The organism is Variovorax durovernensis (assembly GCF_977011995.1).
Genome location: NZ_CDRNCW010000001.1, coordinates 5,327,253 through 5,344,650, shown reverse-complemented (window position 1 = coordinate 5,344,650; position 17,398 = coordinate 5,327,253). Strand labels below are relative to the sequence as shown.

Below are 17,398 nucleotides of genomic sequence, written 5' to 3'. Positions count from 1 at the left end.
GCCGAAGGAGAAATCAACATGACGACGACAACGGACACCATCCTCGACGTGCGCGGCATCTCCAAGCGCTTCGGCGGCTTGCAGGCGCTCTCGGACGTGGGCATCACCATCAAGCGCGGCCAGGTCTACGGACTGATCGGCCCCAACGGCGCGGGCAAGACCACGTTCTTCAACGTGATCACCGGCCTGTACACGCCCGACAGCGGCACCTTCGAGCTGGCCGGCAAGCCCTACCAGCCGACGGCCGTGCATGAAGTGGCCAAGGCCGGCATTGCGCGCACCTTCCAGAACATCCGCCTCTTCGCCGAAATGACGGCGCTGGAGAACGTGATGGTCGGGCGCCACATCCGCACCAACTCCGGCGTGTTCGGCGCCATGCTGCGCACCGGCAGCTTCAAGGCCGAGGAAGCCGCCATCGCCAAGCGCGCGCACGAGCTGCTCGACTACGTTGGCATCGGCAAGTTCGCCGACTACAAGGCGCGCACGCTGAGCTACGGCGACCAGCGCCGCCTGGAAATCGCGCGCGCCCTGGCCACCGATCCGCAGCTCATCGCGCTGGACGAGCCTGCCGCGGGCATGAACTCCACCGAGAAGGTGGCATTGCGCGAGCTGATCGACCGCATCCGCCGCGACAACCGCACCATCCTGATCATCGAACACGACGTCAAGCTCATCATGGGCCTGTGCGACCGCGTCACCGTGCTGGACTACGGCAAGCAGATTGCCGAGGGAACGCCGATGGACGTGCAGAAGAACGAGAAGGTGATCGAGGCCTACCTCGGCACCGGAGGCCACTGAAATGACGACAGCAACGATGACGAGCGAACAAGACACCATGGCCAGCGCCGCGCAGGCCAAGGCGGCCGGCAGGACGCTGCTGAAGGTCAGCGGCCTGAAGGTGGGCTACGGCGGCATCCAGGCCGTCAAGGGCGTGGACTTCGAGGTGCGCGAGGGCGAGCTGGTCTCGCTGATCGGCTCCAACGGCGCCGGCAAGACCACCACCATGAAGGCGATCACCGGCACGCTGCCGGCCGGAGCCGGCAACATCGAGTTCCTGGGCCGCAGCATCAAGGGCCGCGGCGCCTGGGACCTGGTGTCCGAGGGCCTGGTGATGGTGCCGGAAGGCCGTGGCGTGTTCACGCGCATGACCATCACCGAGAACCTGCAGATCGGCGCCTACATCCGCAAGGACAAGGCCGAGATCGCGAGCGACATGGAGCGCGTTTTCGTCACCTTCCCGCGCCTGCGGGAGCGCAAGGACCAGCTGGCCGGCACCATGTCGGGCGGCGAGCAGCAGATGCTGGCCATGGGCCGCGCGCTGATGGCGCGCCCCAAGGTGCTGCTGCTGGACGAACCCACCATGGGCCTGTCGCCGATCATGTGCGACAAGATCTTCGAGGTGGTGCAGACCGTGGCCTCGCAGGGCGTGACCATCCTGCTGGTGGAGCAGAACGCCAACCGCGCGCTGCAGCTGGCCGACCGCGGCTACGTGATGGAGTCGGGCCTGATCACCATGAGCGGTGAAGCCAAGGCCCTGCTGAGCGACCCGCGCGTGCGGGCCGCGTACCTGGGCGAATAGACAAAGGCCCCCGAGAGGGGGCGGCTTCAGTCGACCTTGGCGCCAGTCGCCTTGACGACGGCTTCGTACTTCGCCAGTTCGCTCTTCATGAACGCACCGAACTGCTCCGGCGAGCTGGCCACCGGCTCGGCCAGCAGCCCGGCGAAGCGCGTCTTCGTTTCCGGCGCATTGAGCGCGGCCACGAACGCCTGATTCAGCTTCACGACCACGTCGTGCGGCGTGCCCGCCGGTGCCACCAGGCCCCACCAGGTGTCGATGGAAAAGCCCTTGAGCGTTTCGGCGATGGGCGGCACCTCGGGCAGCGAGCTGCTGCGCTGCAGCGTCGTCACCGCAATCGCCTTCAACTTGCCCGAGCGGATGTTCGGCGCGGCGGTGGCGAGGTTGTCGAAATTGAAGTCGACCTGGCCCGAGATCAGCGCCAGCTGCGCCGGGCTGCCGCCGTTGTACGGAATGTGCACCGCGAAGATGCCGGCTTCCTTCTTGAACAGCTCGCCAGCCAGGTGCCCCGCGCTGCCGTTGCCGCCGCTGCCATAGTTGAGCTTGGCAGGGTTGGCCTTGGCGTAGCGGATGAGGTCGGCCACGCTGTTGATGTTCAGGCGCTTCGCGGTGTCGGCGTTCATCACCAGCACGTTGGGCACGCGGACCATCTGCGTGATCGGCGCGAAGTCGGTCGCGGCGTTGAACGGGATCTTGTTGTAGAGCCACGGATTCACCGCGTTCGTGGCGGTGGCCGCGATGCCGATGGTCAGGCCGTCCGGCGGTGCCTTCGCCACGATGTCGGCGCCGATGTTGCCGCCCGCACCGGGCTTGTTGTCGATGATGACCGGGCCCAGCGTGTCCTTGACGCGCTCGGCCAGGATGCGCGCGGTGTTGTCGATCGGGCCGCCGGCCGCGTAGGGCACGACGAGGCGGATGGGGCGCTGCTGTTGCTGTGCCATGGCCGTGCCGGTGCCCAGCAGGGCGGTGGCGCTGGCGAGCAGGGTGAGAAGGAAATGTCTCGTCTTCATTTTTTGTAGTCTTCAGGGAACGGCCTTGTCGGCCTCGGTGGTGAACGCGTCTGCAAAGAACTCTTCTTCGGGAAGCCCGGCCTGCGCCACGTAGTCGCGCTTGGCCGAATCGACCACGATGGGCGCGCCGCAGGCATAGACCTGGTGGCCCGACAGGTCGGCGAAGTCTTCCAGCACGGCCTGGTGGACGAAGCCGGTGCGGCCGGTCCAGTTGTCCTGCGGCGTGGCGTTGGAAATGACGGGCACGTAGCGAAGCTGGGGCATCTGCGCCATCTGCTCGCGAATCCAGGCGTCCATGTACAGGTCTTCGGGGCGGCGGCCGCCCCAGTAGAGCGACACGGGCCGCGTGATGCCCTTGAACTGCATGTGCTCCAGCAGCGCCTTGATGGGCGCGAAGCCGGTGCCCGAGGCCAGCAGGATCATCGGCTTGTCGGAGTCCTCGCGCAGGAAGAAGCTGCCGAAGGGGCCTTCGATGCGCAGGATTTCCTTTTCCTTCATCGTGCCGAACACGTGGTCGGTGAATTTGCCGCCCGGCAGGTGCCGCAGGTGCAGCTCGATACCCGTGCCCGGCACGCCGACGGTGTGCGGCGCATTGGCCATCGAATAGCTGCGGCGGGCGCCGTCTCGCAAGATGAATTCCACGTACTGGCCCGCGTAGAACTGCAGCGGCTCGCCGGCCGGCAGTTGCAGGCGCAGCAGCATCACGTCGTGCGACTGGCGCGTGAGCGCCATCACCCGCACCGGCATCTTGCGGATCGGCAGCGCGCCGGCTTCCGTGACCTGGCGCGACTCGAGCACCACGTCGCTGGTGGCGTGGGCACAACAGGTCAGCACGAAGCCGGCCAGCTGTTCTTCGGCGCTCAGGGCCTTGCTCTGGTGGGGGCCGAGCGTGACCTCGCCCGACAGCTTCTTGCACTTGCAGGAGCCGCAGGCGCCGTCCTTGCAGCCATAGGGCAGGCCGATGCCTTGCCGGATGCCGGCCGCGAGGATGGTTTCGTCGCCCTGCGCCACGAAATGGCGCCCGCTGGGCTCGACGGTGATGGAAAAGCCCGCCTCATGCGGCGCTGTAGCAGTCATCGGTATTCTTCGGGGGGTAATCTCCTGGACGCTGCGAACAGCGCGGGAGCAACTGAATTGGGACAGGAACAGGATTTTGCCTTCAATCAATAGCCCCTCCGGCGCGCTTCCGGCGCGCTTCCGGCGCGAGCGCCTTCTCATCGTGGGCTGCGGCGACGTCGGCCAGCGCGTCGCGCGCGATCTTTCGGGCCGCATGCAACTGGTGGCGCTCACTTCCTCCAAGGACCGGGTGACCTCCCTGCGGGCAGCCGGCGTGCGCCCGCTGGTGGGCAACCTGGACGACGCGGCCACCCTGCGCAGGCTGGCGGGCATCGCGACCCGGGTGCTGCACCTGGCGCCGCCGGCCCGCGATGGTGGCGCTGCCTGGTGGCGCGACCAGCGCACCACCGCGCTGGCGCGCGCGCTGCGGCTGCGCTCGGTGCCTTCGACCTTCGTCTACGGCTCGACCAGCGGCGTCTATGGCGACTGCGGAGGCGCCCGCGTGTCCGAAACGCGCGGCGTGCGGCCGGACACGCCCCGCTCGCACCGCCGCGTGGACGCCGAACTTGCCGTGCGCTGGCTGGGCCGCAGTGCCGGCATCCGGGCCAGCATCCTGCGGATTCCCGGCATCTACGCGCCGGACCGCGAAAACGGCACGCCACGCGGGCGCCTGCAGCGCGGCACCCCCGTGCTGCGGTGCGAAGACGACGTCTACACCAACCATATCCACGCCGACGACCTGGCGCGAGCCTGCGAGGCCGCACTGTTCCGCGGCAAGCCGCAGCGCGTCGTGCACGCATCGGACGACACCGAACTGAAGATGGGCGACTACATGGACCTGGCTGCCGACCTGTACGGCATGCCCCGCCCGCCGCGCGTGGCCCGCGGCGAGGCCGAGCGGCAGCTGCCGCTGCAGTTGCTGAGCTTCATGGGGGAATCGCGACGGCTGGACAACACGCGGCTCAAGCGCGAGCTGCGGGTGCGGCTGGTGCATCCGACAGTGCATGCGGGCCTGCGCTGAGAGGCCTGATCGTATGAGGGGAGGGGTTCATTCCAGGAACACCGAGGAACCGGCTTTGCCGGGCCTCTGGTGTTGCCCCCGGTAGGGGGAAGGCGAAGCGGACACGAAGTGCCGCACAGCCTGGGGGCGAGCCAAAGTGTGGTGCCCGGGGCCGGAATCGAACCGGCACACCTTTCGGTGGGGGATTTTGAGATTGAGTCCCGAGACTAGCATGAGACCACGCTGGAACCCGCAGAGCCTTGCTGCGCTTGGTTTTCCAAGAGGCTAGTCCCGTTTAGCCTTACGCCTAGACCAGACCGATTGCGGCAGACATTCTGATGCCGTGGCTCCTGGCTGGTTCCTGCGTTCGATCTCGAACTAGGAGGCGTCATGGCTAAGATCAAACTCACCAAATCCGCTGTCGATACGGCAGAAGTCACCGGCAAGGATTACGAACTGCGGGATACCATTGTCCCCGGCTTTCTCTGCAAAGTCACCGCCCACGGCCGCAAGGTCTTCATGCTCCAGTACCGCACGAACTGGGGCGAGCGCCGCAAGCCGAAGATCGGCCAGTTCGGCGAGCTGACCGTCGAGCAAGCGCGGTCGATCGCACAGGACTGGCTGGCCGACGTGCGCAAGGGCGACGACCCCAGCGCCGCCAAGCTGGCTGCCCGCATGGCCCCGACGGTCAAGGAACTGTGCGGGCAGTTCATCGAGGAATACTCCAAGCCGCGCAACAAGCCCCGGACGGTCGATTCCTACCAGGGCTACATCGACCGCCACATCCTGCCTACCCTGGGCAAGCTCAAGGTGCCGGACGTAACGCGGGCGCACATCACCACGCTGATGAAGGACAAGGCAAAGATCGGCGTTACGGCCAATCGGGTTCTGGCCTGTTTGCGCAAGATGTTCAACATGGCCGAGGTGTGGGGCTACCGGCCTGACGGCTCCAATCCATGCCGACACGTCCCCAAGTACCGCGAGGACGGCGAGACGCGGTATATCAACAACGAGGAACTGGGGCGGCTCTATGCTTACCTCGACCGTGCGGATGCCCTGGGGTTGGAGCATCCGACCGTGACGCTGGCGGTTCGCCTGCAATTCGAGTTTTCCGCGCGGATGACCGAAATCCGCACGCTCGAATGGGCTTGGGTGGATTTCGAGAATCGCCGGGTCGTCTGGTCTGACAGCAAGACGGGCGATATGTCCAAGCCGATGAGCGAGGCGGCGTACCAGTTGCTGCGCAATGCGCCCCGCATCGACAACTCGCCTTACGTGTGTCCAGCCATCTTTGATGCCAAGAAGCCATTGCCCGAGAGCACGTACTACAACGGCTGGAAGCGCATCTTAGGCCGCGCAGAGGTAGCGCATGTCGGAACACACGGCATCCGTCATCGTGCGGCGACCGACATTGCCAACTCCGGTATCCCCATCAAGGTCGGCATGGCGCTGACTGCGCACAAGACCGTCACGCAGTTCATGGCGTATGTCCATGCAGAGGATGACCCGGTGCGTGCCGCTGCCGAGAAAGTGGCCACCCTACGCCGGGGCGCCATCGACGGCCATGCGCCGGCTGCGCTGCCGAAGCCGTCTCCTGTGGTCACGGACGACGACAAGACCCGCACCAGCCTGGGTAACTACCGTCCATTCCGGCATCGCAAAGCCGCCACGCGCGCCGTGCCGCCTGATTCCAAGCGGGCTGCGCCGAATCTGATGCAGGACCAGAAGGAGGTCACGGCATGAACAGGCGCAAAGCAGCCGTGGCGTCATCTGTGGCACCAGCCACGCTGCTGGGCGACATTCGAGTACTGATCGACGCGGCGCGGCAGCGCGCCGCGTCAGCGGTCAACGCCGAGCTGACCTTGCTGTTTTGGCGCATCGGCCAGCGCATCCACACGGAAGTGCTGGCTGGTCAGCGGGCCGGATACGGTGATGAGATCCTGCCGACCTTGGCTGCGCAGCTTGTGCAGGACTACGGCCGCAGCTTCGCGGACAAGAACCTGCGCCGGATGGTGCAGTTCGCGGCTACCTACACGGACGAGCCAATTGTCGTGACGCTGTCACGACAATTGAGCTGGTCGCATTTCGTGGCCTTGCTGCCGCTGAAAGACCCGCTCCAGCGAGACTACTACGCACAGATGGCCAACATCGAGCGCTGGAGCGTGCGGACGCTGCGCGAGCGCATCGACTCGATGCTGTACGAGCGCACGGCGCTATCTCAAAAGCCGGACGAGACGATTGCGCAAGAGCTGGCGAGGATGCGCGATGCGCAGCGCATGTCGCCCGCTCTGGTCATGCGAGACCCGTACATCCTCGATTTCCTGGGCCTGCGAGACACCTGGCAGGAAGGCGACTTGGAGGCCGCGATCATCCGCGAAATGGAATCCTTCCTGCTGGAGCTGGGCGTGGGCTTCACGTTCGTTGCCCGTCAGAAGCGCATCCAGATCGACGGCGACGACTTTCACCTCGACCTGCTGTTCTACAACCGCAAGCTGCGGCGGCTGGTGGCAGTGGAGTTGAAAGTCGGCGAGTTCAAGGCCGCTTACAAGGGGCAGATGGAGCTGTACCTGCGCTGGCTCGACCTGCACGAGCGGGAGTCCGAAGAAGCCTCACCGCTGGGGATCATCCTCTGCACCGGCAAGAAGTCCGAGCAGATCGAGCTGCTGGAACTGGACAAGTCGGGCATCCACGTGGCCGAGTACCTGACCAGCTTGCCACCGCGCGCCGTGCTGGGCGAGCGGTTGCAGCAGGCGACCGAGCGGGCGCGGTTGCAAATCGAGCAGCGCAAGACGGACAGCGAGTAGTTCTGTTCCTCGCATTCGGGCGTCCCGGCGTGCCGTCGTCGCGCTGTCGTGCTGCGCATCGAATCCCCTGCGGGGTTTCGCCCCATTCGGGCTTTCATCGTTCCCTCGCTTCACTCGGCTGACGCCTCCGGCCCGGCTCGCTGATCCGGGCCTGCGCGCTGCGCTTGCCTAAAGGTGGGTGTTTGCAGTGGGCGGGTGTGAGCGGTCTTGCTGTTCCCTTCACCGTATCACGGCGTTCTCGCCGTCAAGGGCGGCGCGCGCTTGTGCGCGCTTGCGTCCTGGCGGCCGTCTGCGACCCCTGACTGCTGCGCTACGCCGTGGGGGCGACGGTTCCGGGCAATTCCGCCCGTGCAACCGGAGATCGTCATGAACGATAAATCACACGTTTCCCTCGAACAGCACGTTTGCCTCGTTTGCGGCACGGCGTTCGATACCGGCACCATCCTGCTGGACAAGCGCCTGCGCGCCAGCATGGAGCGCCATACGAAGACGGGCTGGGGTCTGTGCCCCGAGCATCAGAAGCTGTCCGACGATGGCTTTGTCGCGCTGGTCGAATGCGATCCGCAGCGCAGCGGCTCGCAGGCCGGCGGGCGCATGAAGCCCGAACAGGTATACCGGACGGGCCGGCTGGCCCATCTGCGACGCACGGTGTTCGCGCAGTTGTTCAACGTGCCGATCGCGGACGAGCAGGCTTGCGTGTTCGTTGAGCCTGGCGTGATCGAGCAGTTGCAGTCGATGACGGTGCCGGCGGCGAACTGATCGCGCTGCGCAGCCTTCGGTGCGTCGTCCTTGCGGGGGCGGCGCATTTTTTCTGCTGCGCCCGGTGCGGGTTTCTCCGCGCCTGTGGCGCTGCGCGCTTCGCTTGCCAGTCCGTGCCTTCGTTGGAGGGGCGGCTTGCTGTTTCCTTCATCGTGCCACGGCGTGCTCGCCGTCAAGGGCTGCGCGCCGATGGCGCTTGCGGCCTGCGGCCGTCGATGACCCTTGACTGCTTGCGCTGCGCCGTGCCCCGGAAGGGCTGGGCAATTCCGCCCGGCATCCTTCAGGAGTTCACCATGAACTGCGCATTCATCACCGACGAGCAGCGTGCGCTGCTGCTGGCCAACGGCCGGCAATCCACCGAAACGTCGGACTTTGATCCGGCCCCTGTGCTCAAGCTGTTCACACCGGATGCCGGCGCGACCTGGCTGCTGACCGAGATCGACCCGGACGATCACGACCATGCTTTCGGTCTGTGCGATCTGGGCCTGGGGATGCCCGAGCTGGGCTGGGTCAGCCTGCAGGAACTGGCGACCGTGCGCGGGCGGCTGGGGTTGCCGATCGAGCGCGATCTGCACTTTCGTGCCGAGAAGCGGCTGAGTGCCTATGCGCGGGATGCGCGGCTGGCGGGGCGGATCGTCTTCTGATTCTGTCAAGGGGCGCCACGCCCCTTTTCTCTACTCCCCCTGGGCGTTCACCAGGGCTTCCATCGACGCTGGATAGGCTGCGACACCGTGCCCAGCAGGCGCACGGGCGGCAGCGTCAAGGGCCTGTCGTTCTTGGGGAAGCGCCGACGCACTTCGCATTCCAGTTCGTGCGCAAAGCCGCGTGCGTTTTTTTCTCCGCGCAGTGCCCGTTGCCGCCAGTCTCGGGCCTGGGCCATCAGTTCATCGTCTTGTAGGGCTCGTATGTCCATGTCATTGCCATTGTGCCGATGGCTGGGCGAGTAGCAGTCCAAGGGGATTTCGTTGAAGTCATGTGGACGTCCCCGGCCACCTGGGAGATGGCCGGTCGCGCTGTCGTGCTGCGCATCGAACCCCCTGCGGGGTTTCGCCCCTGACGGGCTTCCATCGTCCCCTCCCTCCGGTCGGCTGACGCCTCCGGCCCGGCTTCCAGCTTCGGGCCTGCGCGCTTCGCTTGCCGTGCGGTCGGCGTGTTGAGGGGCCGTTGCCTTGTCCAGCCGTCTTCCCTGACTCATCACCTTGTCCGCGACTGTAGCCCGCGGCCGTGTGCCGTCAAGGCGCGCAGGGCCGTGTCCTCGGCTGCGCCTGCGGGCCGCACCAACCCTGCGCTTGTCTCCTTGACGGCCCCCGTCCGCGCGCTCCTGACCGTCGCGGGCGATGAACTCAGGAAAGACGGTGGCAACAGGGCCAACCGGGTTCCTCGTGCCGACTGCACCGAACAGCCGAAAGGCTGGGCTCCGAATCTAGGAATCCGGTGTTTCTTCAACAGCCAAGTCAGGAGAAAGACATGCTCGCATCCCGTTTCGCAAACCATTCCCCCGCACTGCGTTCCGACTATCCCCTGTCGGATGACCAAATCCGGCGCGTGGCCCCGTCCATCTTCGCGGACTCCCCGCATGAGAGCCGTTCGGAGCGATACAGCTACATCCCCACGGCTACGGTTTTGACTGAGCTTCGCAAAGAAGGCTTCCAGCCCTTCATGGTGTGCCAGACCCGTGTACGCAACGAGAGGCGGCGCGAACACACGAAACACCTGCTGCGCCTACGCCACGCCAGCCAGATCAACGGCGCGGAAGCTAACGAAATCGTGCTGCTGAACTCGCACGATGGCACCAGCAGCTATCAGATGCTGGCCGGGCAATTCAGATTTATCTGCGCCAATGGGCTGGTGTGCGGCGACACCTTTGCCGATGTGCGCGTGCCTCACAAAGGCGACGTGGCGGGCCAAGTCATCGAAGGCGCCTTCGAGGTTCTGCGCGGCTTTGACCGGGTGCAGGAGTCCCGCGACCTGATGCGCGGCATCACCTTGGACGATGGCGAATCCGAAGTGTTCGCCCGTGCCGCGCTGGCTTTGAAGTACGACGACCCGAACAAGCCCGCGCCCGTCACGGAATCGCAAATCCTGATGCCGCGCCGCTTCGAGGATCGCCGCCCCGACTTGTGGAGCGTGTTTAACCGCACGCAGGAGAACCTGACCAAGGGCGGATTGCATGGCCGCGCCGCCAATGGCCGCAGGCAGCAAACCCGCCCCGTGCAGGGCATTGATTCCGACATTCGCCTGAATCGCGCCCTGTGGCTGCTGGCCGATGGCATGCGCGCCCTCAAGGCCTGAACCGTTCCCCCGCCGGAGGGGCGGTTCCCCTCCATTCCCTTGTTTCACTTGATTGGAGATTCGCCATGAACGCCGTTACCACCACCGAAGCCCGCGCCGTCAACACCGCAGCCAGCAGCGCCGCGAACGTGCTGCAAGCCGCCGACCCGAGCAAGTACATGATCCTGGTGCCGCTGTCGCGTCTGGTGCTGCGCCGCACGGGCCGCAACGTGCGCAAGACCCCGCGCATGTCCATCCCTGAACTGGCCGCATCCATCCAGCGCGTGGGCCTGCTGCAAAACCTGATCGTGATTCCCGCCGCCGATGGCCTGCATTACGAGGTGGTGGCCGGTGGGCGCAGGCTGGCCGCGTTGAAGCTGCTGGCGAAGAAGCACCGCATCGCCAAGGATTGGGACGTGCCTTGCCTGCAGGTGGCCGATGGCACTGCGCGCACGGCCAGCCTCACCGAGAACGTGCAGCGTGAAGCCATGCACCCGGCAGACCAATTTGAAGCCTTCGCGACACTGGTGGCCGAAGGCCGGCCCATCGAGGACATTGCGGCGGATTTCAGTGTCACGCCGCTGGTCGTGCAGCGCCGCTTGAAGCTGGCGAATGTCTCCCCGCGCCTGATGGCCGACTATCGGGCCGACGCCGTGAGCCTGGACCAGCTGATGGCCCTGGCCGGAACGGATGACCACGCGGCGCAGGAAGCCGCTTTCTACGACGCCCCGCAGTGGCAACGCCACCCTTCGCATTTGCGCGAACGCCTCACCGAACGGGAAATCGACGCTTACCGGCATCCGTTGGTGCGCTTCGTCGGGCTGGACGCCTACGAGCAGGAGGGCGGCGGTATCCGCCGCGACCTGTTCGCGGAGGATGACGCGGGCGTGTACCTGACTGATGCTGCATTGCTGGAACGGCTGGCACAGGACAAGCTGGCGGGCATCGCCGCCGAGGTGAAGGCCGAGGGCTGGGCTTGGGCCGATGCCACGCCGGGCATGACCCATGCCGACCTGCACGCCTTCCAGCGCGCCCCGAGGGAGCGGCGCGAACCCAACAAGCGCGAAGCGCAGCGCATCGAGAAGCTGCAAGCCAAGATGCAGGAGGTGGCCGAAGCGGTGGATGCCGCGATGGACGCCGACGACGAGGACAAGGCCGATGCCTTGCAGGAGGAAGGCGAAGCCCTGGGCGAGCAGTTGCAGGCACTGGAAGAAGGCTTGCAGGGATACGGCGCGAATGTGAAGGCCGCAGCCGGTGCCATCGTCACCATCGACCGCAACGGCGAGGCCGTGATTCATCGAGGGCTGCTGCGCGAGGCCGAGGCGAAAGCCCTTCGCACGCTGGAGAAGTTGCGCCAAGGCTTTAGCGACCCGGACGCCGCGAACGATGACGAAGGCGAGGAAGACGAGCAGCCCAAGGCCGCAGCGATTTCCGACCGGCTGGCCCAACGCCTGAGCGCGCACCGCACGGCGGCGCTGCAAATCGAGGTGGCCCAGCATCCACATGTGGCGCTGGCCGTGCTGGTGCATGGCATGGTGCAGACCGTCTTGCAGGGCCGCTACTACGGCCACGATATTCCGCTGGGCGTGAGCCTGAAAATTCAAGACCGGCTGGAAGGCATGGCACCGGACTGGCCCGAGTCACCCGCCGCCGTAGCGCTCCGCGAATTGCAGCAGGCGTGGGGCGGCAAGTTGCCCGAGGACAGCGCCGCACTGTTCGTCGCGCTGCTGGCGATGGAGCAAGGCGAGTTGGTCAAGCTGCTGGCCGTGTGCGTGGCTTCGACGGTGGACGTGGTGACGCCGCGCGGCACGGCGCAGCAGCCCGGCGCGGAACTGGCGCAGGCCGTGGGCCTCGACATGGCCGTATGGTGGCAACCCACGGCGGAAGGCTATTTCAAGCACGTTGCGAAGGCGGCGGTTTTGCAAGCCGTGGGCGAGTTCGCGCCCGAGAGCGTCCACCGGCTGGCAAAGCTCAAGAAGGCCGACATTGCCAGCGAGGCCGAGCGGCTGGCGAAGGGCACCGGCTGGATGCCTACCATCTTCACGAAGGCAGACGTACCCGAGGAAAGCCCGCAGGTTGCGCAGCAGAACGGCGCGGAAGAAGCCGCCACTATTCCGGGTACCCAAGCCGGGCGGAGGGACGCGGGAATTGGGGATTCCCACCGTGGTGGACAGGTTGATCCAGCAGGCCCTGCTGCAGGTGCTGCAACCGCTCATCGATCCGACCTTCAGCGAGCACAGCTACGGCTTCCGGCCGGGGCGCAGCGCGCATCAGGCGCTTGAAGCGGGCAGGCAACCATAGTACTGCCAGCTTCAACCACTAGGAAAACGTGCAGGTCTTGAAACATCACGTGCCGGCGCTTGTCGCAGCGGGTGTTGTGCAGACCTTCCCTAACCGCGATTCCAGGCGGCAATTAGCATCGTGCCGACTTCATCAGGGTCTGTATCTTTCTTTGTGACGGTGCGCTGCGAAGTGGCTCGGCTTGCCCGTACGCCCCTACGAGCCGCTTTTGGTGTGGCTGAGTCGATCAGTAGCCCACCTAGCAGCACCCGGTAGAACTCTTGGAATGCGTCCTCAAGGGTGAGATTGGCCTGGGCAAGGAATGCCGGGCGGCGCAGCCTTAGTGCGGCTCCCAGAATGAGTTCGGATACGACCAGCCCATGGCAGGGTGCGAAGACACCCTGGTGTACCCCATCGTCGATGAGTTGGGATAGCCTAAGGGTACGGACCTGCTGGTAGTGATCGAAGATACCTCTGGCAACTGCTGAATCTTCGACGTCCTTCAGGAACTGGACACCGATGCGACTAGCCGCCTGGACGCCTACGTCCAGGTAGGCAGCGAGTGCTGTCGTCAAATCCTGTTCACGGTGGATCAGTGCTTCGCCCTGTCTCAGGAGGCTATCGAAAAAGCGTTGCACGACGGCGCAGAAGATCTCTTCCTTCGTCTGCGCAATGTCGTAGAGGCGCCGCCGCGAGCAGTGCAGCCGTGCGGCGATTTCACCCACGGTCAGGCCTTTGACCCCCTCCGTCAGGAGCAGATGGGTCAGCGCATCGAAGAACTCTTCGTCTGTGAGCTTCTTTTTCATGCGGGTTTCTCCTAATGAGACATGGTACCAAGTCAATTGACTTGGTACCAATCGAGCGCGTCTAATGGTACCAATTTAAAAGAAATGGTACCGCTTGAACAGCATGCAAGGGGCATCACCGAATGCAGAGGCCTCCAGCTGAACGCCGCCGCCGCAGGCATGTGAATTGTCTGCGATAGCTGTTCCACCGAACCAGACTTGACTTGAACGGAGAAGCACAGCAATGAATCTGCTGGACTATTTCGATGCTGGTGCTACCAGCCATCCGGATGCGCCTTGTTTCGTGGACTGCGGGCGTGATACCCCGGCCGTCACCTATGCGCAAGCGGGAGCGCTCACGTGCCAGATCGCACGGGGGCTACAGGCCTTGGGACTCGCACCTGGTTTTCACGGCGCAGTGCTGAGCGGCAATGCCGGGGCTGCTTTCGTGGCGCTGCTGGGGGTGTTGCGCGGAGGGGGTGTCTGGCTGCCCGTTAATGCGCGCAACAGCGTGGAGACCAACATCGAGTTCCTGCAGGACATGGACTGCGACGTCCTTTTCTATCAGGCCCGCTATATCAGCCAGGTCGCCGAGATCCGCGGCAAGGTCCCCCGCATTCGTCACTACATAGCTCTGGAAGAGGCCGATGGGGCGGATCTGTCGATTGCTCGGTTGATCCAAGGCCAGCCGCCCGAGATGTACGCAGCGCCGCTGCAGCCGCGGGGGCTGGCCATGATCATGGGTACCGGTGGCACCACGGGGCGCTCGAAGGGCGTCATGCTCAGCCACCGCAACCTGACGGCGACCATGGCCAACCATATGTCGGCCATGAACATTACCGACTGCATGACCGTGCTGGCGGCGGCACCTATCACCCACACGGCGGGGCTGGTGTCGCTGCCCTTCATGGCGCGCGGTGGCCGCGTTGTCCTGATGGACGGGATTGATCCGCAGAACCTGCTCAAGGTGATCGAGCAGGAGCGGGTCAACATGCTGTTCCTGCCCCCAACAGTCATCTATACGCTACTGGCGCAGCCCAACGTCCGCGATTTCGACTTTTCCGCGCTGCGCTACCTCATGTACGGCGCCGCACCCATGTCGCCCGACAAACTGGCGGAGGCCATCGATGTGTTCGGCCCCGTCATGCTGCAGATCTATGGCCAGGCGGAAGTGCCTGGCGCGATCTCCGTGCTGCGGGTCGAGGACCATTTCATCGACGGGCAGGTGGCGCCCCGCCAGCGCCTGCTGAGCGCGGGGCGCCGCTTCCCCTTCACGCGGGTGGCGGTCATGGACGACGACGGCAGCCTGCTCACCCAGCCGGGGGCCGTGGGCGAGATCGTCGCGCAGGGCGACATCGTGACCGAGGGCTACTACAAGAACCCCGAGGCCACGGCTGAAGTGCAGCGCCACGGCTGGCACTGCACGGGCGACGTGGGCTATTTCGACGAGCAGGGCTTCCTGTTCATCGTTGACCGCAAGAAGGACATGATCGTCACGGGCGGCTTCAACGTCTTCTCGTCCGAGGTCGAGGCCGCCGTCATGGCCCACCCGGCCGTGAAGGACTGCGCCGTCATCGGCGTGCCCGACGACAAGTGGGGCGAGGCCGTCAGGGCGGTCATCGAGCTGCGCCCGGGCCAGTCCGTGGAGCCGCAGGCGCTCATCCAGTTCGTCAAGGACCGCCTGGGCAGCATCAAGGCGCCCAAGGAGGTCGAGATCGTCGCGCAGCTGCCGCGCAGTGCGGTGGGCAAGGTCTTGAAGAAAGAAGTCCGCAAGAAGTATTGGCACGCGCAGGAGCGCATGGTTTCCTGACGCACGTTTGGTGATTCAACCCCGGAGGTATCGCAATGCAAGAGCCCGTTCTCGTTGCCGGTGTCGGCATGACCCCTTTCAAGAAACCCGGCGACAACCTGCCGTACCCGGAAATGGCTGCGCAGGCGATCCGCGAGGCGCTGCAGGACGCGGGCCTCACCTACTCCGACGTGCAGGACGTCTATGCGGGCTACGTCTATGGCGACTCGGCCAGCGGCCAGCGCGCGGTCTACGAGGTCGGCATGACCGGGGTGCCGGTGATCAACGTCAACAACAACTGCTCCTCCGGCTCCACGGCCCTGTACATGGCGCGCAAGGCCGTGGCCAACGGCTCGGCGGACTGCGCGCTGGCGGTGGGTTTCGAACAGATGCCCGCCGGCGCCCTGAGGGCGTACTGGGACGACCGGCCCGATCCGCTCGACCACTTCAACGGGGTCATGGACGAGATCTTCGGCCACCCCGAGCTGCCCATGGCGATCCGCTACTTCGGCGCGGCGGGCCGCGAGCACATGGAGCGGTACGGCACCCCGCTGGACACCTTCGCCAGGATCCGCGCCAAGGCCAGCCGCCACGCTGCGCGCAATCCGCTGGCGCTGTTCCGCAAGGAGGTGACGGTGGAGGAGGTGCTGGCCAGCTCGCCCCTGGTGCCCGGCGCCATGACCCGCCTGATGGCCTGCCCGCCGACCTGCGGCGCCGCTGCCGCCGTCTTCGTGAGCAAGAAGTTCGCCCAGAAGATGGGCCTCTCCGCCAACGTGCAGGTGTTGGCGCAGTCGCTGGTGTCCGACCGCCCCGGCGCGTTCGCCGACAAGTCCGCGATTTCCGTTGTGGGCTTCGACATGACGCGCGAGGCCGCCCGCCAGGTCTACGAGGCGGCAGGCGTGGGACCGCAGGACATCGACGTGTGCGAGCTGCACGACTGCTTTGCGCAGAACGAGCTGCTCAGCTACGAGGGCCTGGGTTTCTGCGCCGTCGGCGAGGGCCGGGCCTTCGTCGAGTCGGACAGCAACACCTATGGCGGCGCGGTCGTCGTCAACCCCTCGGGCGGGCTGCTGTCCAAGGGCCATCCGCTGGGCGCGACCGGCTTGGCGCAGTGCTACGAGCTGACCCACCAACTGCGCGGCAGCGCCGAAGCACGCCAAGTGGAGGGTGCACGCCTGGCCTTGCAGCACAACGCGGGCCTGGGCGGCGCCACCGTGGTGACCCTGTACGGGCGCGCGGACTGAGGGACGAGATCATGGTGAAACGCCTGGAAGGCAAGGTGGCCCTGGTCACCGGTTGCGGATCATCGGGGCCCGGCTGGGGCAATGGCAAGGCCATGGCCGTGTTGTTCGCCCGCGAAGGGGCGAAGGTCTATGGCTGCGACATCCACCTGGACGCAGCGCGCGAGACCGAGTCGATCGTGCGGGAAGAGGGCGGGGCCATGAGCGTGGCCCAGTGCGACGTGACCGACCCCGGCGCGGTGGAAGCGCTGGTCCAGGATTGCGTGACCACCTATGGCGACATCGACATCCTGGTGAACAACGTCGGCACCGCCCGCCTGGGTGGGGTCGTCGAGCAGAGCCTGGAGGACTGGCGCCTGGTCTTCGACATCAACCTCACCTCCATGTTCCTGACCTGCAAGCATGCGATCCCCTCCATGCTCCGGAAAGGCCGGGGGAGCATCGTCAACATCGGCTCGGTAGCCGGCGTGCGCGACAGCGGCGTGGCCTACGTGTCCTACAGCGCCTCGAAGGCCGCGGTGCTCGGCTTCTCCCGCAGCGTCGCCCTGGAATACGCCAAGCGGGGCATCCGCTCGAACGTGCTGATGCCGGGCCTGATGAATACGCCCATGGTCCGACAGCCCGTGCTGTCGCTGGCGGACGGGTACCGGGAAGCGTCGCAGGAGGAAATGCTGGCCAAGCGGGACCGGCAGTGCCCCATGGGCCACATGGGAGACGCATGGGACGTGGCCACCACGGCCCTGTGGCTGGCGAGTGACGAATCCAAGTACGTCACGTCCGCCGAAATCATGGTCGATGGCGGTATTTCCGCCCGCATCGGCTGACCT

General features: G+C 65.7%; 15 protein-coding genes and 2 pseudogenes. 13 read left to right on the top strand and 4 right to left on the bottom strand.

Features of this window, described 5'->3' with window-relative positions:
- Nucleotides 1-18 precede the first annotated feature (18 nt).
- Nucleotides 19-798 carry an ABC transporter ATP-binding protein gene (locus ACWV14_RS25410; RefSeq protein WP_422087933.1) on the top strand — a complete coding sequence of 260 codons (780 nt, stop codon included), beginning with the start codon at nt 19-21 and terminating at the stop codon, nt 796-798.
- Between the two features lie 16 nt (nt 799-814).
- Entirely contained in the window at nt 815-1,579 is a 765-nt protein-coding gene (locus tag ACWV14_RS25405; protein WP_454906065.1) for an ABC transporter ATP-binding protein, read from the top strand.
- Between the two features lie 26 nt (nt 1,580-1,605).
- Here ACWV14_RS25405 and ACWV14_RS25400 read toward each other — a convergent pair whose 3' ends face one another.
- Nucleotides 1,606-2,586 carry a Bug family tripartite tricarboxylate transporter substrate binding protein gene (locus tag ACWV14_RS25400; protein WP_422087932.1) on the bottom strand — a complete coding sequence of 327 codons (981 nt, stop codon included), beginning with the start codon at nt 2,584-2,586 and terminating at the stop codon, nt 1,606-1,608.
- A 12-nt stretch (nt 2,587-2,598) separates the two neighbouring features.
- Entirely contained in the window at nt 2,599-3,663 is a 1,065-nt protein-coding gene (locus ACWV14_RS25395; protein WP_454904357.1) for a CDP-6-deoxy-delta-3,4-glucoseen reductase, read from the bottom strand.
- 76 nt (nt 3,664-3,739) lie between these two features.
- On the opposite strand from ACWV14_RS25395, the gene ACWV14_RS25390 reads away from it, so the two are divergent.
- The 5 genes from ACWV14_RS25390 (at nt 3,740) to ACWV14_RS25370 (ending at nt 8,849) form a co-directional block, all read left to right on the top strand.
- Nucleotides 3,740-4,663, top strand: coding sequence for an SDR family oxidoreductase (locus ACWV14_RS25390; protein WP_454904356.1), 924 nt, complete (start codon nt 3,740-3,742; stop codon nt 4,661-4,663).
- A gap of 369 nt (nt 4,664-5,032) precedes the next feature.
- Entirely contained in the window at nt 5,033-6,385 is a 1,353-nt protein-coding gene (locus ACWV14_RS25385) for a tyrosine-type recombinase/integrase (RefSeq protein WP_016452573.1), read from the top strand.
- Nucleotides 6,382-7,446: a PDDEXK nuclease domain-containing protein gene (locus ACWV14_RS25380; RefSeq protein WP_016452572.1), complete on the top strand. Its 1,065-nt coding sequence runs from the start codon at nt 6,382-6,384 to the stop codon at nt 7,444-7,446. Before ACWV14_RS25385 ends, ACWV14_RS25380 begins: the two co-directional genes overlap by 4 nt.
- Before the next feature lie 366 nt (nt 7,447-7,812).
- Nucleotides 7,813-8,205, top strand: coding sequence for a hypothetical protein (locus tag ACWV14_RS25375; RefSeq protein WP_016452571.1), 393 nt, complete (start codon nt 7,813-7,815; stop codon nt 8,203-8,205).
- Between the two features lie 293 nt (nt 8,206-8,498).
- The gene (locus ACWV14_RS25370) at nt 8,499-8,849 is read left to right on the top strand and encodes a DUF2958 domain-containing protein (protein WP_016452570.1); all 351 of its coding nucleotides are present in this window, start codon (nt 8,499-8,501) and stop codon (nt 8,847-8,849) included.
- A gap of 47 nt (nt 8,850-8,896) precedes the next feature.
- Here ACWV14_RS25370 and ACWV14_RS25365 read toward each other — a convergent pair whose 3' ends face one another.
- Nucleotides 8,897-9,085, bottom strand: coding sequence for a hypothetical protein (locus ACWV14_RS25365; RefSeq protein ID WP_296777124.1), 189 nt, complete (start codon nt 9,083-9,085; stop codon nt 8,897-8,899).
- Between the two features lie 587 nt (nt 9,086-9,672).
- Between ACWV14_RS25365 and ACWV14_RS25360 the strand changes: the two genes are divergently transcribed.
- From ACWV14_RS25360 to ACWV14_RS25350, 3 genes and pseudogenes are all read left to right on the top strand, one after another.
- The gene (locus tag ACWV14_RS25360; RefSeq protein WP_016452569.1) at nt 9,673-10,497 is read left to right on the top strand and encodes a DUF932 domain-containing protein; all 825 of its coding nucleotides are present in this window, start codon (nt 9,673-9,675) and stop codon (nt 10,495-10,497) included.
- 65 nt (nt 10,498-10,562) lie between these two features.
- A pseudogene (locus ACWV14_RS25355) lies at nt 10,563-12,587 on the top strand (ParB/RepB/Spo0J family partition protein); the annotation flags it as partial.
- 7 nt (nt 12,588-12,594) lie between these two features.
- Nucleotides 12,595-12,768 (top strand): annotated as a pseudogene (locus ACWV14_RS25350) (reverse transcriptase domain-containing protein); the annotation flags it as partial.
- A 98-nt stretch (nt 12,769-12,866) separates the two neighbouring features.
- On the opposite strand, the gene ACWV14_RS25345 reads toward ACWV14_RS25350, so the two are convergent.
- Nucleotides 12,867-13,562, bottom strand: a complete 696-nt coding sequence (locus ACWV14_RS25345) for a TetR/AcrR family transcriptional regulator (protein ID WP_016452567.1) — start codon at nt 13,560-13,562, stop codon at nt 12,867-12,869.
- A 223-nt stretch (nt 13,563-13,785) separates the two neighbouring features.
- Between ACWV14_RS25345 and ACWV14_RS25340 the strand changes: the two genes are divergently transcribed.
- From ACWV14_RS25340 to ACWV14_RS25330, 3 genes are read left to right on the top strand one after another with little or no spacing between them, the layout of a single operon-like run.
- Nucleotides 13,786-15,351, top strand: a complete 1,566-nt coding sequence (locus ACWV14_RS25340; protein WP_016452566.1) for an AMP-binding protein — start codon at nt 13,786-13,788, stop codon at nt 15,349-15,351.
- Between the two features lie 35 nt (nt 15,352-15,386).
- Nucleotides 15,387-16,574, top strand: coding sequence for a lipid-transfer protein (locus tag ACWV14_RS25335; RefSeq protein WP_016452565.1), 1,188 nt, complete (start codon nt 15,387-15,389; stop codon nt 16,572-16,574).
- A gap of 11 nt (nt 16,575-16,585) precedes the next feature.
- Nucleotides 16,586-17,395 (top strand): SDR family NAD(P)-dependent oxidoreductase, encoded by an 810-nt coding sequence (locus ACWV14_RS25330; protein WP_016452564.1) that lies wholly within the window; start codon nt 16,586-16,588, stop codon nt 17,393-17,395.
- Nucleotides 17,396-17,398: the final 3 nt, after the last annotated feature.